A 23,348-nucleotide genomic window follows, 5' to 3' on the forward strand; every position below is an offset into this window, starting at 1 on the left:
ATCACCTCCGCCGCAGCCGCGGATTGACCGCATCGTTGACGCCGTCGCCGACCAGGCTGACCGCCAGCACGGCGAGGAAGATCGCGGCGCCCGGGAACGTCACCGCCCACCAGGCGTCGAGTACGTAGTTGCGGTTCTGGCCGATCATCAGGCCCCAGCTCATGGTGTTGGGATCGCCGAGGCCGAGGAAGCTGAGGCCGCCCTCGAACAGGATCGCAGTGCCGATCGCCAGCGTCGCCGACACGATGATCGGCGGCAGCGCGTTCGGCAACACCACCCGCAGGATCAGATGCAGATTGCCGGCGCCGGCGGCGCGCGAGGCCTTGATGAAATCCAGATCCCGCAGCCGCATGAATTCGGCGCGCGTCAACCGCGCCGCCGCGGTCCAGCTCACCGCGCCGATCGCCAGCGTAATGGTCGACAGCTTCGGACCGAACAGCGTCACCAGCACCATCGCGAACAGCAGCGGCGGCAACACCTGGAAGAACTCGGCGATCTTGACCAGGAGCGCGTCGACCCAGCCGCCGAAGAAGCCGGCGAGCGCACCGACGGTGACGCCGATCACGATCGTAATCAGCGCCGCCACTGCGCCCACCGTCAGCGTTGCGCGGCCGCCATAGATCAGCCCGGCCAGCACGTCGCGGCCGAGATAATCGGTGCCGAGCGGAGCATCGGCCGCGGGCGCGGCAAACGGCAGCCCGACGATGTCGAGCGGATCGACCGGATACAGCCACGGACCGAGCGCGGTGCCGGCGAGCAGCAGCAAGAGCAGAATCGCGCCGGCGACGCCGGACGGACTCTTCATGAACTGGCGCAGCGCAGCCCGGGCCGGCGACACCGCCTTCGGCACTTTGCTGACGCTGGGAACGGGCTTCTGTGCCATCGCGAGCGAAGACTCCATCGTGCTCATCGGGCACCTGCGCGGATGCGAGGATCGATCAGGCGGTACACCAGGTCGGTGAGGATATTGGCCGCGATCACCATCACGGCGGAGAAGAACAGCACGCCCATCAGCGTCGGGTAGTCGCGGCGCAGGATCGAGTCGAACACCAGCCGCCCCATGCCCGGCCAGGAGTACACCGTCTCCACCAACACCGCCCCGGCGAACAGATTACCGAACTGCAGGCCAATCACGGTGACGATCGGGATCAGGGTGTTGCGCAGCGCGTGCTTGACCAGCACCACCCGCTCCGGCAGCCCCTTGGCGCGCGCGGTGCGGATGTAGTCCGCCGACAGCACGTCGATCATGTTGACGCGGGCGAGCCGCGAATATTGCGCGACGAATACCAGCCCCAGCGTGATCGACGGCAGCACCAGATGCTTGGCGACGTCAGCCGCGTAGGCAAAGCCGGTTTTCGGATTGACCACGTCGGTCATGCCGTTGACCGGCAAGATCGGCCACACCGAGCCGAACAGCAGCAGAAGCAACAGGCCGGTCCAGAAGATCGGCGCCGCGTGGCCGGCGAGCGACAGCACGGTGACGCCGTGGCTGAGCAAACCGTTCGGGCGCCGCGCGCTGATCACGCCGAGCACCGTGCCGATCAGCACTGCCACCACCAGCGAGGCGGCTGCCAGATACAGCGTCGCCGGCAGCCGCTGCAGGATCAGGCCGAGCACCGGCTGATTGAAGTAGTAGGAATAGCCGAAGTCGCCATGCGCCACCTTACCTAGATAGGTGAACATCTGTTCGAGCAGGCTGTGGTCGAGGCCGTATTTTGCCCGGAGCGCCGCGATCACCTCGGGCGACGCCCCACCCATCTCGCCGGCGATCACCTGCACCGGGTCGCCCGGTGCAAGATGGATCAGGCAGAAATTCATCACCAGCACCGCCAGCAGCAGCGCGACGGCGTTGGCGAGTTTTCCGAACAGATGGGTGAGGAGAGCCATTGATGCTTCGTCGGTCGAGATTGCGGATCAGTTCTTCGGCGGAGTCGCCCAGTACAGCTCATCGAGCGGCGAGGCGACGCCCCACACCGTGGTCGGCAGGTTGCCGAGTCCCTTGGCGAACGAGGTGTGGTACGGAGTGGCGTTGATGTAGAAGATCGGCGCGTCTTCGACGACGATCTTCTGGAACTCCGAATACAGCGCCTTGCGCTTGTCCGGCGAGCTTTCCTGGGCGGCTTGGCCGAGGATCTCGTCGACCTTCGGATTGGCGTATTGCTGGGTGTTCGACCAGATGATGCCCTTGCGGATGTTCGAGCTGAGATAGGTCCGATCGACGCCGATCACCGGGTCGCCCCAGTTGAACACCGTGTCCATCGTCATGTCGAAGTCGAAATTGGCGACACGCTGGGCCCAGGTCGGGAAGTCGGGCGCCGCGCGGACTTCGAGATTGATCCCGACCCGCTTCAGCGCCGAACGCAGATATTCGGCGACGTTACGCTGCTGCTCGTCATTGCCGGGGATGTAGTCGATCGTCAGCGTGGTGCGGACTCCGGAGCCATCCGGCTTGAGCCCGGCCTCATCGAGCAGCTTGTTGGCCTTGGCAATGTCGAATTTGTACTGCTCGACATTCTTCTCTTCCAGCGGCGAGCCCGGCGCGATCGGTCCGGTCGACGGCAAGGCCTTGCCGCCCATCAGCTTCTTGACGATGAACTCGCGGTTGGCCGCATAGCCGATCGCCTGACGGACCCGCACGTCGTCGAGCGGCTTCTTCTTGGTGTTGAAAGCGAGCCAGTTGAGCGCACCGATGCCGGCAAAGCCCTTGTCGGTGACGACGACGTTCGGCGCCTTCTCCAGCCGCTCGATGTCGCGCACGCCGGTGAAGTAGGGCACCATATGAACGTCGCCGCGCTCGGCCGACACCATCAGGGCGTTCGGATCCGAAATCAGCCGCACCACGATCTTGTCGAGCTTCGGCCGGCCCGGAATGAAGAATTTGTCGAATTTCTCCAGCGTGTAGTAATCGCCCTGCTTGTATTCGGTGAGCTTGTAGGGCCCTGAGCCGATCGGCTTCAGGTTGGCCGGATGCGATTTGACGTCCTGGCCGTCGCCATAGACGTGCTTCGGCAGGATCGGCATCAGCGCCGGCGACATCGCCAGCAGCAGCGCCGGATGAGGATGCGTCAGCTTGATCACCGCCGTGTGCGGATCCGGCGTATCGACGCTCTCGACTGCCGCCAGCATCGTCTTGAACGGATGGTTGGCCTTGATGGTCATGATCGAGAACGCGACGTCCTCGGAGGTCACCGGCTTGCCGTCGTGGAAGGTGGCGTTCTTGACCAGCTTCAGCGTCACCGTCAGCCCGTCCTTCGACACGTCCCAGGACTCGGCGAGATAAGGCTGCGGATTCCACTTGTCGTCGTAGCGCAGCGGGCTGGCGAAAATCTGCGTGCTCGGCAGCGCGGTGGCGATACCGGACTGGACGGCACCGTTGAAGTGTCGCGGCACCTGGGTCGAACCGATCACCAGCGTTCCGCCGCTCCCCGCACCTTCCGCTTTGGTTTCGAGCGGCAGTCCCATCAGCGCAATGCCGCCGAGGGCTCCGACTACAAAGGATCGCTTCGTCAACATCATCGGTCAGAACTCCGCTGCAAGAAAGGATGGGCGAGGCAGGACGTGGAAAGCCGGGTGGCTTTCGCGGGGAGAAACTGGCAGGGCGGGCGTCACGACAGCGCTCCGGCCGGCGCCAAAGCGCGGTCGAGGATCGCGTCGAGTTCGGACGGCGGCGGCAGATCGGCGGTGCCGACGCCGACCAGCACGATGCCGGGCTCGGCCGGTCCGGCATCGGCCGGCGACAGGCTCCAGACGCTCTCGACCATCTGAAACACTTTGACGTCGTCTTCGCCGGCGAGGCGGCACGAGCCCTTCAGCCGCAACAGCTGCGGCGGCAGCTTGTCGACCGCACAGGCGAGCCGGGCACGGTCGAACCGGCCGGCGCGGCGATACGCCCAGCTCTTGAAGGTGGCGCCGTGATTGATCGCCGCGGCATCTACCGCGTCGGCCCGGAAACCGCTCGACGACGCAGCCGTCTCTAGCTCCGCCAGCGTCGGCATCGCGCCTTGCGCGGTGTCGACGATGCGCACGTCCGGGCGCAGGCTCCGCACCGCAGCACGCGCGGCAGCCAGAGCATCGGCATTCACCAGATCGGTCTTGTTCAGGAGGACAATGTCGCAGCGCTCAAACTGGCCGCGTACGGTGTCGCCGACCTTGGAATCGTCGATCAGTTGCGCAATCCGGCTGGCGTCGGCCAACACGATCACCCGATCGAGCCGCAGCGACGGTTCGATCAGCGCAATCTCGGCGATCTTCCATGGATCGCCGACGCCGGAGGCTTCGATCACGATTCGCTCGAACGGCACCGCGGCGTCGAGGACCTGGCACATCGTGTCGATGAAGCTGGTGCCGATGCTGCAGCAGATGCAGCCGTTGGTCAGCGTCATCGTGGTGCCGTCGTGACTCTGGATCAGCGTCGCGTCGACATTGACCTCGCCGAAATCATTGACTAGCACGGCCGTCCGAGGGCCGCCGCTGCGTAGCAGATGGTTGACGAAGGTGGTTTTGCCCGCGCCGAGAAAGCCGCCGATCACCGTGACTGAAATGGTCGCGGATGCTGCCGTCATGCGCGGGGCGCCTCCTTGATCATGCCGCCGATCACGGTGCCCCAGACCGCGATCTCCTTCAGCCGCTCCGGCGGAACAGCCAGCGGATCCTCATCGAGCACGACGAAGTCGGCATATTTGCCGGTTTCGATGCTGCCGACCAGATGATCCATCTTCAAAGTATAGGCTGCTCCGATGGTGATTGCAGCAAGCGCCTGCTCGGTGGTGAGCGCTTCGGTATCCCGGCCCAGCACACGCCCGCTCGACGACACGCGATTGACCGCACACCATGCGGTGAACAGCGGCGCCAGCGGCGTCACCGGAGCGTCGGAGTGGATCGCGAACGGCACCCCGATCCGCTGGGCGGTCCCGGTGGCGTCGAGCCGCGCTGCACGCTCCGGCCCCATCGTCAGCTCGTAGTGCGCATCGCCCCAGTAGTACAGGTGGTTGGCGAACAGATTGGCGCAAACGCCGAGATTCTTCATCCGCCGGAACTGCGCGACGCTGGCCATTTGGCAATGCTGCAGGGTATGGCGATGATCGGGACGCGGCGCGACTGTCTGTGCGGCCTCGATCGCATCGAGCGCCACTTCGGTGGCCTCGTCGCCGTTGGTGTGAATGTGAAGCTGCACGCCGGCGCGGTGATACGCTTCGACCAGCCGCGGCAGCTCTTCGGGCGCGATGTACCACAGGCCGTTGGCGGCACCGTTGTGATAGCCGGGCCAGCGCAGCCGCGCGGTGAAGCCCTGGATCGAGCCATCGACCACCAGTTTGACGATACCGTAATGCAGCTTGTCGCTGGCGTGGCCGCGCAGCGTTTCCAACTTGGCGATCGCCTGTTCGGGCGTATGCGACACCGCGGCCAGCGCCGGCACCAAGCGAACGCCGAAATCGGCCTGGCTGGTCGCACTGCGATAGACTTCGATGGTCGGATCGGCGAGGTCGTTATGCAGGTCGGTGATCGTAGTGACGCCCTGCACGCAGCACGACGCCGCATAGCGCCGCACGTCCGCCTCGGTGATGGTACCAGCGAGCGGATTGTGGCCGAGCGCACGGAACAGCCGCATCCGCGCCGGAATGCCCTGCAGTTCGCCGCTCGCCAGGCCATCTGCGCCGGCGACGACGCCCGAAATGTTGGTGGCCTGCAGCAGCTCGGCACGCTCGAGTGTCAGCGTGTTGACGTTGTTGATATGGAACGAGGCGTGGACGACGAGGACCGGACGCTTGGTCGACACCCGGTCGAGATCCTGCCGAGTCAGCATCTTGCCGCCGATATGCAGCGGATCGAAACCCCAGGCGTAGAGCGGTGAACCATCGTCGGGCAGCGCGGCTTCAGCCTGCTGCAGCCGCGCCACGATCGCTTCGATGTCCGGCACACCGACCACTACTTTGCCTTCCGGCGACCGGCGGTCGAACGCGCCCACATAAGGCTGCTTCCACATCAGGCCTTCCATGATGTGGCTGTGGCCTTCGACGAAGCCGGGCATCAACACCTTGTCGGCGAAGCGGGTATCGAGCCGCGCGCCGCTTACCATCAGTTCGTCAGCGCTGCCGGTCGCAACGATCCGCCCGTCTCGCACCGCAACATGCGTCGCGCTCGGCCGCGACGGGTTCATGGTGATAATCTTGCGGGCGGAATAAACGACGGTGTCAGACGGCACGCTTAGTCTCCAGGCTTGCGATTGCGAGCGTGAAGCGATCGTCCCCGTGGCACTAGCGCCAGATGCCGAGCACGAATGGAGCCAGGGCTATGCGCCAACTGCCGCCTCCCATGGCTCGCTTCTTGCAGACGGTTTGTAAAAGCTTCATTCTCGCAATGACAGCCGTTTCGCGTCGTCGTGTCAGTCAGGGTATCGCGTCTTGGGAAAGCTAGCACAGCTCACATTCCGGGAGTCCACTGTGGCACGCACGCCTAACGGCGGTGCAATTGCCTCTTCAGATGCCGCCGCATTAGGCAAAGACGAGTTATTCTGGGGCGCGTTGTTTCGCGGCCTCAACCGCGGCGGCTCTTTCCTGCAATTGCAGATTCGCCAGATCATCGTGACGGCGATCGAGGATGGCCGGCTGCCGCTCGGCATGAAGATGCCGTCCAGCCGCGACCTCGCCACCGTGCTGAAGGTGTCACGTAACACTGTGGTGATCGCTTACGAGCAGCTCGTTGATCAGAACTTTCTGGTCTCGCGGCAGCGCAGCGGTTACTTCGTCGCCGGCCTGCCGAAGAAATTCGCCACCGAAACGCCCGGCCTCGCCGAGGTCACCAGCCGCGGTGACGAACACTGGGCCGATCGCTTCGCGGTGAGGCCATCGGCGCATCGCAACATCGTCAAGCCGCTCGACTGGCAAACGCATCCCTACCCGTTCATCTTCGGGCAGTTCGATCCGAGTCTGTTTCCGACCAACGACTGGCGCGAAAGCGCCCGTGCCGCACTCAGCGTTCCGGAAATCAACAACTGGGCCCGCGACCTGATCGACGGTGACGATCCGGCGCTGATCGAGCAACTGCAGCTACAGGTGCTGCCGCGCCGCGGCATCCACGCCCGCGCCGACGAGATCATGATGACGATCGGGGCTCAGCACGCGCTGTATCTGATCGCGACGCTGTTCATCAACGGCCAGACCAAGGTCGGCATCGAAGAGCCGGGCTATCCGGACGCCCGCAACATTTTCCGGATGCTGACGCCCAACGTGGTGCCGCTTTCCGTCGATGGCGAAGGGCTGGTGCCGGACGCGACTTTCCAGAGCTGCGCGCTGGCCTATGTCACCGCCAGTCATCAGTGCCCAACCGCCGTGACGATGCCGCTGCCGCGCCGCGTCGAACTGTTGAAGGCCGCCGCGGCGGGCGACGTGGTGGTGGTCGAGGACGATTACGAAGGCGAGCTGATGCCGGAGACGGCGACGCTGCCGCCGCTGAAGAGCCTCGATCGCGCCAGCAACGTGCTCTATGTCGGCAGCCTGTCGAAGGCGCTGGCCCCTGGGCTGCGGCTCGGTTACGTCGTCGCTCCCGCCCCGGTGATCCGCGAACTGCGCGCGCTGCGCCGGCTGATGCTGCGGCATCCTCCGCTCAACAATCAGCGCGTCGCCGCGCTTTTCATCGGCCTCGGCCACTATCGGGCGCATCTCGCCCAGGTCGGCCGCGTGCTGCTGGAACGCGCCAAACTGCTGGACCAGCTGCTGCCCAAGCATCTGCCGAGCTGCAGCTTCTCACGCGGTCCAGGCTCGACCAATTTCTGGGTGACCTGCCCGACTTCGATCGACGCCACCGCTCTGGCCGAAGCTGCGCTCGAACAGGGCGTCGTGATCGAGCCCGGCGCCGTATTCTCGATGGACGAAACCGCGAGCCGGCACTGCTTCCGGCTCGGCTTCTCCTCGATCCGCACCGACCGCATCGAGGTCGGCATCGAGCGGCTCGGCAAGGTGCTGGCGAAGCAGCTCGAGGGCTGATCAGACGTCGCAGCGTCATTGCGAAGGAGCGGAGCGACGAAGCAATCCAGAAGCTCCGTGCTCGGCACTGGATTGCTTCGCTTCGCTCGCAATGATGGGGAGAAGCGGAGCCCTCACATCAACTCGGAGATTCCCTTCGCGGCGCTGAGCAGCGCGACGCCGCCGAGGCTGGCGATCGAGACGTGGCGATGCAGCCGCTCGCTGCCGCGGCGGAAGCCCTGCTCGCCGATCCAGGTGCCGAACATCATCACCGGCAACGCCATCGCGGCCAGCCACAGCACATTCACGGTTGCGAGCCCCACCAGCGCAATGCTGGTGAAGCCGGCGATCGACGTGGCGAGGAAGAACACCAATAGCGACGCGCGCACCACCACAGCGGGGAACGGCCCCGACATGTAGTAGACGATCGCCGGCGGACTCGGCATCGCGGCGAGGCCGTTGAACAGGCCGCACAGCATGCCGACGCCGGTCGTCACCGGCCGCGACGGAATCGCCTCGATGGCGAAGCCGCGGCCGAGCACGACCACCGCGGCGGCCGTGATGGTCGCGATCACGATCCGCGCCACCGGTGCCGGAGCGACGCTGAGCGCCAGTGCCCCAATGGGCGAACCGATCACCGCGCCAACGATCAGCCAGCGCAGCGACGCCCAGTGGGCATCACGATGGTTGCGGCGAAGATCGTTCAGGCCGCCGAGCAGTTGCAGCAGCACGGCCACCGGCACGGCTTTAGCCGGAGCCATGAACATGCCCATCAGCGGCACCGCCGCGAGCGCAAAGCCGAACCCGGTGAAGCCGCGCAACAGAGCCGCCGCCAGCACCGCGCTCAGCACACCGGCGATCGCCATCGGCGACGGCAACGTCGACAGGAAGCTTGCGGAAGCCTCGGCGATCAGCTCATGCATCGCCGTCGTCACCGCATATCGATGACGACGGTCTTCTTCTTGGTGAAGTGCTCGAGCATCGCCTCCAGCGATGCTTCCTTGCCGAGGCCGGATTTGCGGAACCCGCCATAGCTCAGGTTCGGCTGGATGGTGAGGTTCTGGTTGACCTGAACGTAGCCGGCATCGAGCCGCTGCACGGTGCGCAGCGCACTGCGCAGATCGTTGGTCCACACCGTCGCGGCGAGGCCGAAGTCGCTATCGTTGGCGCGCGCAATGACATCGTCCTCGTCGTCCCACGGCTGCACGCAGACCACCGGCCCGAAGATCTCCTCGCGCATCAGCGGCGAGTCCTCCGGCACGCCGGTGATGATGGTCGGCTGCAGGAACAGGCCGTCCTTCAGATGCGCCGCGCCGGGCAGCTCGCCGCAGCGGTCGACCTTGGCACCGGCGGTACGCGCGCCGAGATCGATGTAGGATTCGACCTTGGCCTTCTGCCGCTGCGAGATTACGGTGCCGATATCGGTCGCTTCATCCAGCGGATCGCCGATCTTCAGCTTGCTGACCGCCTCGCGCAGCGTCGCCACGAAAGCGTCGATCAGCGAGGCGTGGACGTAGATCCGGCTGGCCGCGGTGCAGCTCTGGCCCTGGCGGGTGAATCGCATGCCGGCGATCGCGCCGGCGATGACCCGCGTCATGTCGGCGTCGGGATAGACGATCATCGGGCTCTTGCCGCCGAGTTCGAGGCTGACCGGAATGATCTTCTTCGCCGCCATCTGATAGATCAGCTCGCCGACGGCCTGCGAGCCGGTGAACGTCACCTTGGCGACGGCGGGATGCTCGACCAGCGCCGCGCCGCAGTCGCGGCCGGTGCCGCAGATCACGTTGAGCACGCCGTCCGGCAGAAGCTTCGCCATCAGCCGGGCCATTTCGATGGTCGCATACGGCGCTTCTTCGGAGGCTTTCACCACCACGGTGTTGCCCGCCACCAGCGCCGGGGCGATCTTCAGCATCATCAGCACCAACGGCACGTTCCAGGGCAGGATCGCGGCGACGACGCCGAGCGGCTCGCGGCTGGTATAGGTGAGGATCTGCGGATCGAACGGCAGCGTCTCGCCCTTCAGCTCCGATGCGAGGCCTGCATACATCGTGGTGATATCGATCGCGGTCGCAACCTCGCCGCGGCACTCGGTGCGGATCGCCTTGCCGGTTTCCAGCGCCAGCACGGTGGCGATCACGTCGCTCCGCTCAGCGATTGCGCTCGCCGCAGCCGCTATCAGCTTGCCGCGCTGGCGCGCCGGCGTCGCTGCCCATCCCGGAAATGCTGCGGACGCCGCTTCCACCGCGCGAGCGACATCGTCGCCGGTCGCGGCCGGCGCCTTGCCGATCACTTGCCCGGTTGCAGGATCGATGACGTCGAGCGTGGCACCGCCGACGGACGGCACCAGCGTGTTGCCGATCAGGTGACGGGCTTGGAGTTGCGAGATCACCTCCGTCACGGCGGGGGCGATGGCGGGATTGATGCGGGTGGCGATGTTGATCATCGCATCACCTTGGCGATCCGGCGTCCGCCGCGAAGGTCCAGCGCGCTCCAAGCCATTGGGCCAGACGCCAGCGCTTCGCGTCTGGTCCGCCGAGACCGCGCCATCTGGTTCTAAGGCACCTACGGCGGCTCGTGACACGCTTTGCACGAAGCTGCCGGCGGGTCCGCATCAATCACGGACACGCTCGCGCGCCCACCACGATGGAATCGACATGTCCGATCTCGATACTCAGCGATTGCAGACGCTGCATCAGCTCTTCGACGCGTTCAACCGCCACGACGGCGCCGCGGTGATGGCCGCGATGACCGACGACATCGTGTTCGATGCCGCGGCCGGACCCGAAGCTTGCGGTCGCCGCATCGTCGGCACCGCCGATGTCCGCGCTGCGTTCGAGACGACCTTCACGACGTTTCCGGATGTGAGCTGGGAGTGCACCCGCCATGCCGTGTTCGGCGATCGCGGCATCTCCGAGTGGATCTTCCGCGCCACCACCAAGGACGGCGGCAAGATCGAGGCCGAGGGCGTCGATCTGTTCGGCTTCCGCGGCGACAAGATCTTCAGCAAGAGCGCCTTCCGCAAGGATCGCCCGGTGCTGCCGGCAGCGGGGGCATCGGCATGAACAAGCCCGTGAAGACCCCGCCGCTCGCCGCCTACGATCCGCATTACGATCCTCTGGTGAGTGAAGGCCCCGGCCGCAACCGCGACTACGCGCCGACTTACTGGACCGCGACCTGCGGTCCGCTGCCGGAAGACGACGGCCCGATCAGCCGTGACACCGATGTCGATGTGGCGATCGTCGGCTCCGGCTTCACCGGCCTGGCGTCCGCCGTGTTCCTCGCACGCGAGCATGGCATCAAGGCCGCGGTGCTCGAAGCCAATCGCGTCGCCTGGGGCTGCAGCACGCGCAACGGTGGCCAGGGCCAGAATGCCGCCGGCCGGTTGACGCGCTCGCAATGGATCGAGCGTTGGGGCCGCGATATCGCTCTGAAACTGCACGCCGAAGTCAGCGACGGCTTCGAGACGTTCGAAGAGCTGATCCGCCAGAGCCCTATCGACAGCGAGCCGCAGCGCGGCGGTCACCTCTACATTGCGCATCGCCCACGCAACTTCGAGAAGATTGCGGCCGAAGCCAAGGTGCTGAGCGAGGTGTTCGGTGAGCCCACCAAGGTGATCTCCGCCGACGAGCTGCGCCGCGACTACGTCAACGAGGCCGAGGCGGTCGGCGCGACGCTGGAGCCCCGCGGCACCGGCGTGCATCCGGCCAAGCTCGCCTTCGGTTATCAGCAGATGGCCCGCGACCTCGGCGCCACCGTGCATCCGGGCAGTCCGGTGATCGAGATCGAACACCGCGGCGGCGCGTTCTATCTCCGCACTCCGGGCGGCACCGTGAAAGCGCGCGCGGTCGGCATCGCCACCGGCGCCTACACGGCGCCTGGACTGACGCCGCTGCTGCGCGGCCGCTGCATGCCGATCCTGTCGAACTCGATCGTCACCCGACCGCTGACTCCGGCCGAGCTCGAAGCCACCGGCTTCAAGACCAAGTTGGTACTGACCGATACCCGCACGCTGCGTTATTACTACCGGCTGCTGCCGGACAACCGCATCCAGATCGGCAGCCGCTCGTCGATCACCGGCGCCGACGCCGATCATCCCAAGCACCTGCAGCTCCTGATCGACGGCCTGCATCGCAAATTCCCGGCGCTGCAAGGCATCGAGATTGATTACTCGTGGTGGGGCTGGGTCGACGTCAGCCACGACATGATGCCGCGAATCTTCCAGCCCGATCCGGCGCAGAAGCTGGTCTACGCACTCGGCTATGGCGGCAACGGCGTGTCGTATTCGGCCCAGGCCGGGCGCCGCATGGCGCAGATGATCGCCGGACAGCGCTTCAAGGGCCAAGATCTGCCGATCTTCACGTCGCCGCTGCCGACTCACAGCTTCTCGCCGTTCCGCCGGATCGGCCAGCGCATGCTGTATCGCTGGTATCACTACCGCGACGAGGCGGCGTAAACCTCGCAAGGGCAGGCCTGACCGAACAGATGCGACCATGAAAGATCCCGGCAGGTCATACCTGCCGGGATTTTTTGAATTTCGAAGCTGCCGACGAAAGCCGCCGGTGAGACAAGATGCCGATCAGGCAGCCTTCTTGAGCGGCCGAACCGTCGCCGTCTTGGCGCGGCGGACGTCGGTTGCGGGCTGCTTGGCGCGCTTGTCGAAAGCATCGCCAGCGGTCAGCACCACCAGGCCAGCGATCCCGGCGAACGCGCCGGCCACCGCGACGGTGATCACCAGCGGATAGCCAAAGGTGTAGATCAACGCGGCGCCGACCACGACGGCATTGAACAGGAAGAAGTACGGCGCCTCCGGGCTGCCGTGCGCGGCATCCTTCACCAGCCAGCCGATGACGGGGATTTGGTAGAAGGCTTTCTTCAGGAAACTCAAGGCGCTGCTCCTCTGCCTGGACCGCTGCCATCTGAACGGGAGCATTCGCGGCTCCCGCGGCGGCCCCGCAGCGAGGGGGCGTGGCACTGCAAACTTTAGTCTATCGCAACGCAGAAATTGTCAATCACGAATGCGACGGATTTGCATCAGATGCCCGCTTGGAACCATGAAATCGGCAACTTTTCCGTGAACATACCGTGCCGCAACAGACAGAAGCTCCTGGGTAGGGAACGGGCGTCGGTGACCAGCTCGCGGTGAAGGTGTGAACAGATCCCGGGGCGGTAGGCATCGGAAGCCACCTAGACTGATCTGCTGCCCAACCGGCCAATGACAAGGTTCTGGTCCAACGCTAGATTGCGCCCACAACGACGCTCCAGGATATTGATGACAAAGCGTTTTCTCGTCACCGGCGGAGCCGGCTTCATCGGCTCTGCGGTGGTCCGGCGGCTGATCGGGACCACCCTGTACGAGGTGCTGGTGGTCGACAAGCTGACCTATGCGGGCAATCTCGACTCGCTGGCGCCGGTGTCGGACGATCCGCGCTTCCGGTTCGTCCGAGCCGACATTGTCGAGCAGAGCACCATGCGGCTGCTGTTCGAGGAATTTTCGCCCGACGTGGTGATGCATCTTGCCGCGGAGAGCCATGTCGACCGCTCGATCGACGGTCCCGGCGACTTCATCCAGACCAACATCGTCGGCACCTATTCGCTGCTGCAGGCGGCGCTGGCGCATTGGCGCTCCCTGCCACCGGCCCGCAAGTCCGGCTTCCGCTTTCACCACATCTCCACCGACGAGGTGTTCGGTTCACTAGGTGCCGAAGGACTGTTCCGGGAAGACACGCCGTATCAGCCGAAATCGCCCTACTCCGCCTCGAAGGCGGGGTCGGACCATCTGGCGCGGGCCTGGCACCACACCTACGGCCTGCCGGTGGTGATCACCAACTGCTCCAACAATTACGGCCCCTATCATTTCCCAGAAAAGCTGATCCCGCTGGCGATCATCAAGGCGTTGCACGGCGAAGCGATCCCGGTGTACGGCACGGGCGCCAACGTTCGCGACTGGCTGCACGTCGAGGATCACGCCGATGCGCTGCTGCTCGCCGCCGAGCGCGGCGAGATCGGCGAAAGCTACAATATCGGCGGACGCAACGAGCGCACCAACCTCGAAGTCGTGCAGGCGATCTGCCGCCTGCTCGACGAACTCGCACCCGATGCGGCGATCGGATCACGGACAAAGCTGATCAGCTTCGTCACCGACCGCCCCGGTCACGACGCCCGCTATGCGATCGATGCCAGCAAGGTCGAGCGCGAGCTCGGATGGCGTGCGCGCTACAGTTTCGACGACGGCCTGCGTCAGACCGTACAGTGGTATCTCGACAATCGGACGTGGTGGGAGCGGGTCCGTTCAGGCGTGTACCGCGGCGAGCGCCTCGGCGTGGCGGTCTAACGGCGAACGGAGCAACAACAGGGTCATGCTGACAGTGACGTCCACCGCGATCGAGGCGGTGAAGATTATCACGCCGAGAGCATTCGCGGATTCGCGGGGCACGTTTTCCGAAACCTACAACAGGCAGCGCTTCGTCGATCACGGCATTGCACTCGAATTCGTCCAGGACAACCAATCGATTTCGGCGGCAGTCGGCACCGTTCGCGGGCTGCATTTCCAGAGCGCGCCGTTTGCGCAGGACAAGCTGGTGCGGGTCGCGAAGGGCCGCATCCTCGACGTTGCAGTCGATTTGCGCCGCTCATCGCCGACCTATGGCCGGTGGGTCGCCGAGGAATTGTCCGCCGAGGACGGCAAGCAATTGCTGATTCCGATCGGCTTCGCCCACGGCTTCTGCACGCTCGAGCCCGACACGGTGGTAGCCTACAAGGTGACCAACTACTATTCGCCGCCGCATGATCTCGGCATCGCCTGGAATGATCCCGATCTCGCCGTGAATTGGCCTGTCTCTGCCGATCAGGCCGTGCTGTCGGACAAGGATCTGAAATTGCCACCTTTCGCATCACTGCCAAACTACTTCGAGTAGCGCGATGCGGATCGTCGTCACCGGTCGTCACGGTCAGGTCGCGCAGGCGCTCCACGAGCGCGCTGCAGGCACAAATGCCGAGATCATCCTGCTGGCCCGGCCGGAGATTGACCTGACGCGCCCGAGCGAGATCGAAACAGCATTGATCGCACTCGAGCCGGAGGCGGTGGTCAACGCCGCGGCCTACACGGCCGTTGATCAGGCCGAAAGCGAGCCCGACCTCGCTTATGCGATCAACGCCGAGGGCGCAGGCGCCGTCGCTCGCGCGGCCACAAAGCTCGGTGTGCCAATTGTGCAGCTATCGACCGACTACGTGTTCGACGGCACCGGCGAGCGACCGTATCGCGAAACCGACCCGACCAACCCACTCTGCGTCTACGGCGCCAGCAAGCTCGCCGGCGAGCGCGCCGTGGCGGAAGCAACTGCTGATTACGCGGTATTGCGGACCTCCTGGGTATATGGCCCGTTCGGCAAGAATTTCGTCCGCACCATGCTGGCCCTGGCCCAGCAGCGCGATGAGGTGCGGGTGGTCTGCGATCAGGTCGGCTCCCCGACCAGCGCGCTCGATATCGCCGACGGGGTGCTGGGCGTCGTCCGGAATCTGCGGGCGGAGCCAACACGTTTCGATTTGCGCGGCATCTTCCACATGACTGCGGACGCAACCGCCACCTGGGCCGAGTTCGCCGAAGCGATTTTCGCCGCATCACGAGCAGCCGGCGGACCATCCGCGAAAGTGATCCCGATTCCGACCACCGAGTATCCGACCCCCGCCAGGCGGCCGGCGAATTCCAGGCTCGACGGCTCGGCGCTCGCCGCCGCTCACGGCATTCGCCTGCCGCACTGGCGGCAATCGCTGCAGCCGTGTATCGAGCGGCTGCTAGCGCAGGACGCAAACTGACATGATCACCAAAGGTATCATTCTGGCTGGTGGCAGCGGAACAAGGCTGCATCCGATGACGGCCGCGGTGTCGAAGCAACTGATGCCGATCTACGACAAACCGCTGATCTATTATCCGCTAGCCACGCTGATGATGGCCGGCATCCGCGACATCCTGGTGATCTCGACGCCCGCCGATCTGCCGCGATTCCAGCAACTGCTCGGCGACGGCGCCTCGTGGGGCATGTCGTTCAGCTATGCCGAACAGCCGAAGCCCGAAGGGCTGGCGCAGGCGTTCATCATCGGCGCCGATTTCGTGGCCGGCCAGCCGTCCGCCTTAGTGCTCGGCGACAATTTGTTCTACGGCCACGACCTGATCCCTCTGCTGCAGAACGCCGCCCAGCATCCGGAGGGCGCCACGGTGTTCGCCTATCAGGTCAGCGATCCGGAGCGTTATGGCGTCGTCGAATTCGATACCGATCAGGTCGCGCGTTCGATCGAGGAGAAGCCGGCACAGCCCCGCTCGAACTGGGCGGTGACCGGGCTTTATTTCTACGACCAGGACGTCGTCGAGATCGCAGCGAACCTGAAGCCCTCCGCACGCGGCGAGCTCGAGATCACCGACGTCAATCGTGACTACTTGGAACGCGGCAAGCTGCGGGTCGAGAAGATGGGCCGGGGGTTCGCCTGGCTCGACACCGGCACGCCCGATAGCCTGCTCGACGCCAGCGAGTTCGTGCGCGTGCTCGAGAAGCGCCAGGGCTTCAAGATCTGCTGCCCCGAGGAGATCGCCTTCCGGTTCGGATGGATCGATACGCGCCAGCTCGAACGTCTGGCGCAGCCGCTCGCCAAGAGCAATTACGGCGGCTACCTGCTCAAGCTGGCGGCGAACCCGTGAGCGGCGCAAGCCGTGTATCCGGACTTGCCCCGGCGGAGCGAAGCTGCTGAGGACAGCGGGCGCGCCGCCCCCGACAGAACAGAGACTTAGCCGTGCCGAAGAAGCTCTCCGAATACACCCTCGCCGACTGGAAGCGGCTGCGCCCGCTGTCGCAGGGCCTGAAGACCGCGCGGTATAATCGGATCGATCGGCGCTATCGGCAGCAACCCGCCAAGGTGGGAGATCCCGCCGCGGTGGCGAAGATGATCACCGACCGGCGCGCGCTGTTCACGGTGGCGTATCAGGACCCGCAGGCGATCGACCTGCAGATACCGCTGATCCGGCTGTTCGTGCCCGATGCCATCTACATCGTGGTCGACAATTCGCCCGATGACGACCGCGCCGCCGAGATCGAACGGATTGCCAAGACTCACGGCATCCCCTATCTGCGCGCGCCCGATAATCCGTGGCAGAAGAGCAGCCGCTCGCACGGCATCGTGCTGAACTGGATCTGGCACAACATCATCCGGCCGGGCGCGCCGGAGATGTTCGGCCTGCTCGACCACGATCTGTTTCCGACCGCGCCGGACGATCCGTTCGCGCCGCTCGCCACCCAGGACGTCTATGGCTACGTCCGCACCACCGAGCCACCGAGCGAGCGATGGTTTCTGTGGGCCGGTTTCACCATGATGCGGTTCTCCGCGGTGCGCGACCTGCCGCTCGACTTCGGCCAGGACTGGTTCCTCGGCCTGGATACCGGCGGCGGCAATTGGGGGCCGCTGTACAGCAAGCTCGACCTTGCCAAGCTGCAGCAATCGCCGTCGCGCTTCGTGCCGTACCGGGAAGGTCTCGCCACCTATGACGGGCCGTTTCAATGGTGCGGCACCTGGCTGCACGAAGTCGGCCAGATGGGCGAGCCGGAGATCATGCGCGACAAGCGCCGGGTGGTGGTTGACCTGCTGACGCCGCATCTGGAAGCTGCGCGAAACCTGCCGCCGCGCTGATCCGGGTCAAAGCATCCGCCACGGCACCATCACAAGCTGTGCCGTCGGGCGGATGCTTGAGCGGATGGCGGGAGGCCGAGCGAGGACGTGATGGGTGAGGCCGACAGCGGCGGCATCGTCACCGCCAGGAATGTCGATCTGTCGAGCTGCGACCGCGAACTGGTGCAATATCCGGAAGCGATCCAGCCGCACGGCGCAATGCTCACGGTCGACGAGCAGTCCGATCGCGTGCTGCATGCCAGCGCCAATTGCGCGGCGTTCATCGGCAAGCCGCCGGAAGCGGTGATCGGCGCCCCGATCGCTGCCGTGCTCGGGCCGGGCTGGCGCGAGCTGATCGGCTCGCTGCACCGGATGCCGCTCGACAGCGGACCGGTCAACATCGCCCGGGAGTCCTTCCTCGGCTCGGACCAGGGCTGGCATCTGTTCGCCCATCGCTGCGGCGGGCTGATCATCCTCGAATTCGAGAAAGCCGAACCGGAAGCCGCCGGCGCAGCTTCGAACCTGTACTCCGAAGTCCGCGCCGACCTCGCGGCGCTGCAAGCCACCGAAGGCGTGCAGCCGTTCTTCGATCTCGCCGTCGAGCGGATTCGCGCCTTCACCGGCTACGACCGGGTGATGGCCTATCGCTTTGCCGAAGACGGCAGCGGCCAAGTGATCGCCGAAGCGAGACGCGAGGATCTCGAACCATATCTCGGGCTGCATTATCCGGCGACCGACATCCCGGCGCCGGCGCGGCGGCTGTTCGCACTGAGCTGGGTGCGGCATCTGCCGGATGTCGGCTACACGCCGGTACCTCTGCTTGCCGCCAACTCACCGCTGGTCACCGGCCCGGTCGACATGAGCTTTGCGAGCCTGCGCAGCGTCTCGGTGATGTACACCGGCTATCTGAAGAACATGGGCGTGCAATCGACACTGGTGATGCCGCTGGTGAAGGAAGGCCGGCTTTGGGGCCTGATCTCGGCGATGCATCATGCAGCGCCCCGCCACATCTCGCACCAAATGCGGATGGCGGCGGAATTTCTCGCCCACACGCTGTCGCTGCTGATGTCGGCCAAGGAGGACGCCGAGCAGTTCGAACGGATCAGCGCCCGCAAGGCAGCCGCGGACGAGCTCACCCGCCTGCTGACCAACGAGGCCGACGTCGGCGCAGCGTTACGCACCTCGGGCTCGCTCGATTTGCTGAATGCGATGATCGATGCCGGCGGCATTGTGGTGCTGTCCGGCGGCGACTTAGCAACCCGAGGCGATACACCAGCCCCCGGGCCGCTGCGCGAACTGACGAACCGGCTGCTCGATCGCGCCACACCGGTGTTCGCCACTGATCGGCTGCCGGGCCTCGATTCCGCCGCGCAAGCCGTCGCCAAACAGGCGAGCGGTGTTTTGGCGGTACGGCCGCTGCCCGATCAGCCAATGCTGATCACCTGGCTGCGGCCCGAGCAGATCGAGGATGTGCAATGGGCCGGCGACCCGCGCAAGCCGGTCGAAATCAGTGATGCCGACGGGATGCAGCGGCTGCGGCCGCGCAACTCCTTCGCGCTGTGGAAGGAGAGCGTGCAGGGCCGCGCGGTGCCGTGGCGTGACGACGAAAAGGACGCCGCCTCACGGCTCGCCACCGCGATCGCCGAGATCGTCGTGGCTCGCAAGGGCCGGATCGAGCGTATCAATCGGGCGCTGGATGCATCGCATTCTGAGCTCAGCCGCTACACCGATGTCGCCTCCGCCGAACTCAAGGAACATCTGCGCGGCATCCACCATCTCACCACCTCGCTGCGCCGACGCCAAGGCGAGGTGCTGGATGAGGAAGGGCGCCAGCAGGTCGCCACCATCCTGAAACTGACGCAGCGGATGGACGCGCTGGTCGATGCGCTGCTCGACCGCAGCCGGGGCGGCAGCGAAGCAGCCTCCGAGACGGTCGACCTCGACGCCGTGCTCGATGACGCCCTGGCGCCGTTCGCGCGCCGGATCGCCGAAGACCGCATCGACGTCCGCCGGCCGACGCGGCTCGGCACGGCGCAAGGCCACCGCGAATGGATCGGCGAAGTCTTCACCAATCTGATCGGCAATGCGATCCGCTACAACGACAAGCCGGAGCGCTGGATCGAAATCGGCGTCGAGGACGGTCCGCCGCCGCGCTACTATGTGCGCGACAACGGCGTCGGGATCGCCGACGCCAACCAGCAATTGATCTTCCAGATGTTTCACCGCGTCGATCAGCCGGAGCAACGGGCCGAGGGCGCCGGCGCCGGCCTCGCGATGACGCGCCGGATCGTGGCGCATCACGGCGGGCGGATCTGGGTGCAATCCCGCCCCGGCGAGGGCTCGACGTTCTACTTCACGCTCGCCCCCGCTGCGGAGCCGGGCGATGCGTAGCATCGTCCGCCTCGGGCTGTCGCGGCTGCGCCCGCCGCTGATCCTGCTGGCGCTGGTGTTTACGTTGTCGACACTCGGCCTGATGCTGATCCCGGGGATCGATGCCGATGGACGCCCGTGGCGGATGACGCTGTTCGAGGCGTTCTACTTTGTCACCTATACGGCGACGACGATCGGCTTCGGCGAGCTGCCGCATCCGTTCACCGACCAGCAGCGCGGCTTCGTCACCATCATCATCTATCTGTCGGTGATCGGCTGGGCATGGCTACTCGGTTCGCTGCTGAGCCTGGTTCAGGAGAAGGCGTTTCAGCAGGCGCTGGTCGACCGCCGGTTTCGCCGCGCGGTCGAGAAGCTCGATCAGCCGTTCTATCTGGTGTGCGGGCTTGGCGACACCGGCATGACCGTGGTGCACGCGCTGCACCAGCTCGGCTGCCGGCTGATCGCGATCGACAAGGACGAACGCTCGGTACAGCAACTCGAGATCGAGGGGCTGAACGGCAAAGCGCCGGCGCTGGTCGCCGATGCCCGTTCGCCCGAAATCCTGACCGCCGCCGGCCTGATGAAGCCCGAATGCAGCGGCGTGCTGACGCTGTGCAACGACGACGAGGTCAACCTCGCGGTCGCGATCGCGGCGTCGATCCTGCGACCGGGCCTGCCGGTGATCGGCCGCGCCGATACCCAAGCAACGGCGGCGTCGATGAGTTCGCTCGGCACGCACCGGGTGATCAATCCATTCCGCGAATTCGCCGAACACCTGACGCTGGCGATGCGGGCCCCGGACGTCTACCGGCTGATCGCCTGGCTGACCAGCGCACCCGGCGCCTATCTGTTTCCGAGCGCGCCGGCGCGGATGCCTGCGGCGCCGGGCCATTGGATCGTCTGCGGCTACGGCCGGTTCGGCCGCGAAGTCGTGGCCGCCGTGCAGCGCGGCGGCTTCACCGCGGCAGTGATCGATCCGGTCGGCTCACGGGTCGACGGTCATCACGCCGTCCACGGCCGCGGCGCCGATGTTGCGGCGCTGCACGAGGCCGGCATCGGCCATGCGTCAGGTGTCGTCGCGGGTACCGACGATGATGCCGAGAATCTGGCGATCGCGCTGGCGGCGCGGCGGCTGAAGCCCGAGATCTTCGTGATCGCCCGGCAGAACCAGCGTAGCAGCCGGATGCTGTTCGCCAAGCTCGGCGCCGACATCACCATGGTGCCGAGCGAGATCATCGCCAATCAGTGTCTGGCCGCGCTGCGCACGCCGCTGCTGGCGGACTTCCTCGAAGCCGCACGTCACCAGGATGCGTTCTGGGCGTTCACCCTGTCGGAGCGGCTGCGCGCCGCGCTCGGCAACGACACGCCGCAGTTCTGGAGCACGGTGCTTGACACCGACCACGCACCGAACCTCGTCGGCAGCGACGGCGCGCTGAAACAGCCGGTGACGGTGGCGGAGCTTTGCGTCGATCCGGAGCACCAGGACGCCGCGCACCCACTACGGCGGCGGGCGATCGTGTTGCGGCTGATCCGAAGCGGCCGCACGATCGAGACGCCCGCAGACGATGTCGTGCTGCAGCCCGGCGACACGCTGCTGTGCGTCGGCTCCGCAGCCGCCGGCGCAACACAGCAGCGGCGGCTCGGAGGCCACTGAGGCGCGTCAGAACGAGACGCGATGCAGCGCAACGCTGTCGTGCAGCGAGAACAGCGGCCCATCATACATGAACGAGCACTGGTGGATCACAATGCGATCCGCTTCGACGCTGACATGGGCGTAGTCCGGCGGCTCGTGCGAGCCGGGGATATGGCCCTCGGCCACCAGATCGAACGCAACCTGATGCGCCAGGCCGCGCTGGATGTGATACGGGATGCCGCGCCACACGCCCGAGATCGGCCGGTGCAGATGCCCCATGAACAGATAGTCCGGCTTGCGGGTGCGGGCGATCACCTCCCACTCCGCATCCGGATTGGCGAGCCGGATCGTATCCATGTAGCGCAAGCCGGTGTCGAACGGCGGGTGATGCTGGAACAGCAGCAGAGGCCGGTCGGCCGGCGCTTCCGCCAGTGCGTGTTCGAGGAACGCCAGCCGCGCCTCGCACAACAGCCCCTCGTGGTTCGGCGCGGCTTCATTCAGCGTGTCGAGCGTGACGATCGTCGCCGCCTCGAACACCTGCATGGTCTGCACGAAGCCGTTGGCATCGCGCGGCACGCCGGGGAAGAATTTGGCGAAGGCGTCCCGCTTGTCGTGATTGCCCATCATCAGGATGGTCGGCGCGCGCAATCCCGCCAGCACCGAAGCCAGATTGTCGTAGGCCGGCTCCTCGCCCCAATGCGCCAGATCGCCGGTGACGATCACGAACGCGATGTCGGGATGCTCGCGGTTGATCCGCGCCACCGCGGCGGTGAGCCGCTCGGCCGGATCGAGCCCGTAGATGCGGCTGCCGCGGGCGACGAAATGCGTATCGGTGAGAACGACGAACTTCATCGCAGCATGGTCTCCCTGTTCCAGGCGTTGTAGTCGGGCGAGCCCTCGACCCGGATCTCGCCGGTGTAGCCGAACTCGACCATGTGAACGGTGACGTAGTCGTCGCCGAAGAACACCACGCCGTAGGACTCCGGCAGGTCGGAGGCGCTCAGCATCCGGTGCTCCGAGAACAGCGGATAGCTGGCATGGTTGGTGCCGCGCAGTGAGCTGACCGGCACGCCGGCGACCGAGCCGGCCAGCGGCAGATGGCAATGGCCGAAGAAGATGTGGCGGATGCGGTCGCGATGCCGGCCGACGATCTGGCGAAACGCGCCATCGTCCAGCAGCCCGATCTGGTCCATCGGGCCGAGATGCGTCGGCATCGGATTGTGATGCATGAACAGCAGGAACGGCCCGGGGTGTTCGGCGAGTTGCCGGGTCAACCACGCCCTGCGCGTCTCGCAATAGCGACCCGCATGGGTGCCGGCTTCGGCGGTGTCGAGCAGCAGGCAACGGCCGGCCGGGGTGTCGACCACGCCCTGCACCAGGCCGTACTCGTCGGCATAGTCCGGAAACACGCTCAGGAAATTCTCGCGGCGATCGTGATTGCCGATACACAGCCGCACCGGAATCGGGAACGCGTCAAGCTGCGCCTTCAGCCAGTCATAGTCGTCGCCGTCGCCCCAATCCGACAGATCGCCGGTGATCACCATCAGCTCGGCATCGTGATGGTCGCGCAGGATATGGGTGAGCGCCCGCTCGAAATTCAGCCGCGGATTGCGGCCACCGATCGTGCCGCCCGGGGTGGTGAGGTGGATGTCGCTGAGGTGAATCAGTTTCATGGCCCGCTCCCGAAAGACAAAGGCGACGGAGCGCACAGGAGCACTCCGTCGCAGGCTGAA

The 23,348-nt window shown here is 65.7% G+C and carries 20 protein-coding genes; 10 read left to right on the plus strand and 10 right to left on the minus strand.

Annotation, left to right across the window (positions count from 1 at the left end; genetic code table 11):
* Position 1 precedes the first annotated feature (1 nt).
* The 5 genes from RPPS3_RS00510 to RPPS3_RS00530 form a co-directional block, all read right to left on the minus strand.
* On the minus strand, positions 2-910 hold the full coding sequence (locus RPPS3_RS00510; protein WP_107342362.1) for an ABC transporter permease: 909 nt from the start codon (positions 908-910) through the stop codon (positions 2-4).
* The gene (locus tag RPPS3_RS00515) at positions 907-1,887 is read right to left on the minus strand and encodes an ABC transporter permease (protein ID WP_107342363.1); all 981 of its coding nucleotides are present in this window, start codon (positions 1,885-1,887) and stop codon (positions 907-909) included. The genes RPPS3_RS00510 and RPPS3_RS00515 overlap by 4 nt, the downstream gene beginning before the upstream one ends.
* 27 nt (positions 1,888-1,914) lie before the next feature.
* Complete coding sequence (locus tag RPPS3_RS00520; RefSeq protein WP_107342364.1) at positions 1,915-3,516, minus strand: ABC transporter substrate-binding protein; 1,602 nt, start codon at positions 3,514-3,516, stop codon at positions 1,915-1,917.
* An 89-nt stretch (positions 3,517-3,605) separates the two neighbouring features.
* Positions 3,606-4,562 (minus strand): CobW family GTP-binding protein, encoded by a 957-nt coding sequence (locus tag RPPS3_RS00525; protein ID WP_107342365.1) that lies wholly within the window; start codon positions 4,560-4,562, stop codon positions 3,606-3,608.
* Complete coding sequence (locus RPPS3_RS00530; protein WP_107342366.1) at positions 4,559-6,202, minus strand: amidohydrolase; 1,644 nt, start codon at positions 6,200-6,202, stop codon at positions 4,559-4,561. The genes RPPS3_RS00525 and RPPS3_RS00530 overlap by 4 nt, the downstream gene beginning before the upstream one ends.
* Positions 6,203-6,440: 238 nt before the next feature.
* Between RPPS3_RS00530 and RPPS3_RS00535 the strand changes: the two genes are divergently transcribed.
* Positions 6,441-7,982, plus strand: a complete 1,542-nt coding sequence (locus RPPS3_RS00535; protein WP_107342367.1) for a PLP-dependent aminotransferase family protein — start codon at positions 6,441-6,443, stop codon at positions 7,980-7,982.
* A gap of 113 nt (positions 7,983-8,095) precedes the next feature.
* On the opposite strand, the gene RPPS3_RS00540 is transcribed toward RPPS3_RS00535, so the two are convergent.
* Together RPPS3_RS00540 and RPPS3_RS00545 are read right to left on the minus strand one after the other, a co-directional pair.
* Positions 8,096-8,884 carry a sulfite exporter TauE/SafE family protein gene (locus RPPS3_RS00540; protein ID WP_107346366.1) on the minus strand — a complete coding sequence of 263 codons (789 nt, stop codon included), beginning with the start codon at positions 8,882-8,884 and terminating at the stop codon, positions 8,096-8,098.
* Between the two features lie 8 nt (positions 8,885-8,892).
* Positions 8,893-10,404: an aldehyde dehydrogenase family protein gene (locus tag RPPS3_RS00545; protein WP_107342368.1), complete on the minus strand. Its 1,512-nt coding sequence runs from the start codon at positions 10,402-10,404 to the stop codon at positions 8,893-8,895.
* Positions 10,405-10,615: 211 nt separating this feature from the next.
* Between RPPS3_RS00545 and RPPS3_RS00550 the strand changes: the two genes are divergently transcribed.
* Together RPPS3_RS00550 and RPPS3_RS00555 are read left to right on the plus strand one after the other, a co-directional pair.
* The gene (locus RPPS3_RS00550) at positions 10,616-11,023 is read left to right on the plus strand and encodes a nuclear transport factor 2 family protein (protein WP_107342369.1); all 408 of its coding nucleotides are present in this window, start codon (positions 10,616-10,618) and stop codon (positions 11,021-11,023) included.
* A complete protein-coding gene (locus RPPS3_RS00555; RefSeq protein WP_107342370.1) occupies positions 11,020-12,414 on the plus strand; it encodes an NAD(P)/FAD-dependent oxidoreductase in 1,395 nt (464 codons plus the stop codon). The genes RPPS3_RS00550 and RPPS3_RS00555 overlap by 4 nt, the downstream gene beginning before the upstream one ends.
* Before the next feature lie 123 nt (positions 12,415-12,537).
* On the opposite strand, the gene RPPS3_RS00560 is transcribed toward RPPS3_RS00555, so the two are convergent.
* Positions 12,538-12,846 (minus strand): hypothetical protein, encoded by a 309-nt coding sequence (locus tag RPPS3_RS00560; RefSeq protein WP_179906238.1) that lies wholly within the window; start codon positions 12,844-12,846, stop codon positions 12,538-12,540.
* 384 nt (positions 12,847-13,230) lie between these two features.
* Between RPPS3_RS00560 and rfbB the strand changes: the two genes are divergently transcribed.
* The 7 genes from rfbB to RPPS3_RS00595 all read left to right on the plus strand — a co-directional run bounded on the left by rfbB (position 13,231) and on the right by RPPS3_RS00595 (position 21,636).
* The gene (gene rfbB, locus RPPS3_RS00565; RefSeq protein ID WP_107342372.1) at positions 13,231-14,292 is read left to right on the plus strand and encodes a dTDP-glucose 4,6-dehydratase; all 1,062 of its coding nucleotides are present in this window, start codon (positions 13,231-13,233) and stop codon (positions 14,290-14,292) included.
* A gap of 25 nt (positions 14,293-14,317) precedes the next feature.
* Complete coding sequence (gene rfbC, locus RPPS3_RS00570) at positions 14,318-14,875, plus strand: dTDP-4-dehydrorhamnose 3,5-epimerase (protein WP_107342373.1); 558 nt, start codon at positions 14,318-14,320, stop codon at positions 14,873-14,875.
* Positions 14,876-14,879: 4 nt separating this feature from the next.
* On the plus strand, positions 14,880-15,773 hold the full coding sequence (gene rfbD / locus RPPS3_RS00575; RefSeq protein ID WP_107342374.1) for a dTDP-4-dehydrorhamnose reductase: 894 nt from the start codon (positions 14,880-14,882) through the stop codon (positions 15,771-15,773).
* A gap of 1 nt (position 15,774) precedes the next feature.
* Positions 15,775-16,650 (plus strand): glucose-1-phosphate thymidylyltransferase RfbA, encoded by an 876-nt coding sequence (rfbA, locus tag RPPS3_RS00580; RefSeq protein WP_107342375.1) that lies wholly within the window; start codon positions 15,775-15,777, stop codon positions 16,648-16,650.
* Positions 16,651-16,742: 92 nt separating this feature from the next.
* Entirely contained in the window at positions 16,743-17,633 is an 891-nt protein-coding gene (locus RPPS3_RS00585) for a hypothetical protein (protein ID WP_107342376.1), read from the plus strand.
* A 90-nt stretch (positions 17,634-17,723) separates the two neighbouring features.
* The gene (locus tag RPPS3_RS00590; protein WP_107342377.1) at positions 17,724-20,003 is read left to right on the plus strand and encodes an ATP-binding protein; all 2,280 of its coding nucleotides are present in this window, start codon (positions 17,724-17,726) and stop codon (positions 20,001-20,003) included.
* Positions 19,996-21,636 (plus strand): potassium channel family protein, encoded by a 1,641-nt coding sequence (locus RPPS3_RS00595; protein WP_107342378.1) that lies wholly within the window; start codon positions 19,996-19,998, stop codon positions 21,634-21,636. The genes RPPS3_RS00590 and RPPS3_RS00595 overlap by 8 nt, the downstream gene beginning before the upstream one ends.
* Positions 21,637-21,642: 6 nt before the next feature.
* On the opposite strand, the gene RPPS3_RS00600 is transcribed toward RPPS3_RS00595, so the two are convergent.
* Both RPPS3_RS00600 and RPPS3_RS00605 read right to left on the minus strand, forming a co-directional pair.
* The gene (locus RPPS3_RS00600) at positions 21,643-22,467 is read right to left on the minus strand and encodes a phosphodiesterase (protein ID WP_107342379.1); all 825 of its coding nucleotides are present in this window, start codon (positions 22,465-22,467) and stop codon (positions 21,643-21,645) included.
* Positions 22,464-23,288, minus strand: coding sequence for a metallophosphoesterase (locus RPPS3_RS00605; RefSeq protein WP_107342380.1), 825 nt, complete (start codon positions 23,286-23,288; stop codon positions 22,464-22,466). Before RPPS3_RS00605 ends, RPPS3_RS00600 begins: the two co-directional genes overlap by 4 nt.
* Positions 23,289-23,348 lie beyond the last annotated feature (60 nt).

It is taken from the genome of Rhodopseudomonas palustris (assembly GCF_003031265.1).
Taxonomy (GTDB): domain Bacteria; phylum Pseudomonadota; class Alphaproteobacteria; order Rhizobiales; family Xanthobacteraceae; genus Rhodopseudomonas; species Rhodopseudomonas palustris_H.

Coding starts and splice junctions, on each gene's coding strand:
- RPPS3_RS00510 (WP_107342362.1), bottom strand. CDS start 910: ATGAGCACGATGGAGTCTTCGCTCGCGATGGCACAGAAGCCCGTTCCC.
- RPPS3_RS00515 (WP_107342363.1), bottom strand. CDS start 1,887: ATGGCTCTCCTCACCCATCTGTTCGGAAAACTCGCCAACGCCGTCGCG.
- RPPS3_RS00520 (WP_107342364.1), bottom strand. CDS start 3,516: ATGATGTTGACGAAGCGATCCTTTGTAGTCGGAGCCCTCGGCGGCATT.
- RPPS3_RS00525 (WP_107342365.1), bottom strand. CDS start 4,562: ATGACGGCAGCATCCGCGACCATTTCAGTCACGGTGATCGGCGGCTTT.
- RPPS3_RS00540 (WP_107346366.1), bottom strand. CDS start 8,884: ATGCATGAGCTGATCGCCGAGGCTTCCGCAAGCTTCCTGTCGACGTTG.
- RPPS3_RS00545 (WP_107342368.1), bottom strand. CDS start 10,404: ATGATCAACATCGCCACCCGCATCAATCCCGCCATCGCCCCCGCCGTG.
- RPPS3_RS00550 (WP_107342369.1), top strand. CDS start 10,616: ATGTCCGATCTCGATACTCAGCGATTGCAGACGCTGCATCAGCTCTTC.
- RPPS3_RS00555 (WP_107342370.1), top strand. CDS start 11,020: ATGAACAAGCCCGTGAAGACCCCGCCGCTCGCCGCCTACGATCCGCAT.
- rfbB (WP_107342372.1), top strand. CDS start 13,231: ATGACAAAGCGTTTTCTCGTCACCGGCGGAGCCGGCTTCATCGGCTCT.
- rfbC (WP_107342373.1), top strand. CDS start 14,318: ATGCTGACAGTGACGTCCACCGCGATCGAGGCGGTGAAGATTATCACG.
- rfbD (WP_107342374.1), top strand. CDS start 14,880: ATGCGGATCGTCGTCACCGGTCGTCACGGTCAGGTCGCGCAGGCGCTC.
- rfbA (WP_107342375.1), top strand. CDS start 15,775: ATGATCACCAAAGGTATCATTCTGGCTGGTGGCAGCGGAACAAGGCTG.
- RPPS3_RS00590 (WP_107342377.1), top strand. CDS start 17,724: ATGGGTGAGGCCGACAGCGGCGGCATCGTCACCGCCAGGAATGTCGAT.
- RPPS3_RS00595 (WP_107342378.1), top strand. CDS start 19,996: ATGCGTAGCATCGTCCGCCTCGGGCTGTCGCGGCTGCGCCCGCCGCTG.
- RPPS3_RS00600 (WP_107342379.1), bottom strand. CDS start 22,467: ATGAAGTTCGTCGTTCTCACCGATACGCATTTCGTCGCCCGCGGCAGC.
- RPPS3_RS00605 (WP_107342380.1), bottom strand. CDS start 23,288: ATGAAACTGATTCACCTCAGCGACATCCACCTCACCACCCCGGGCGGC.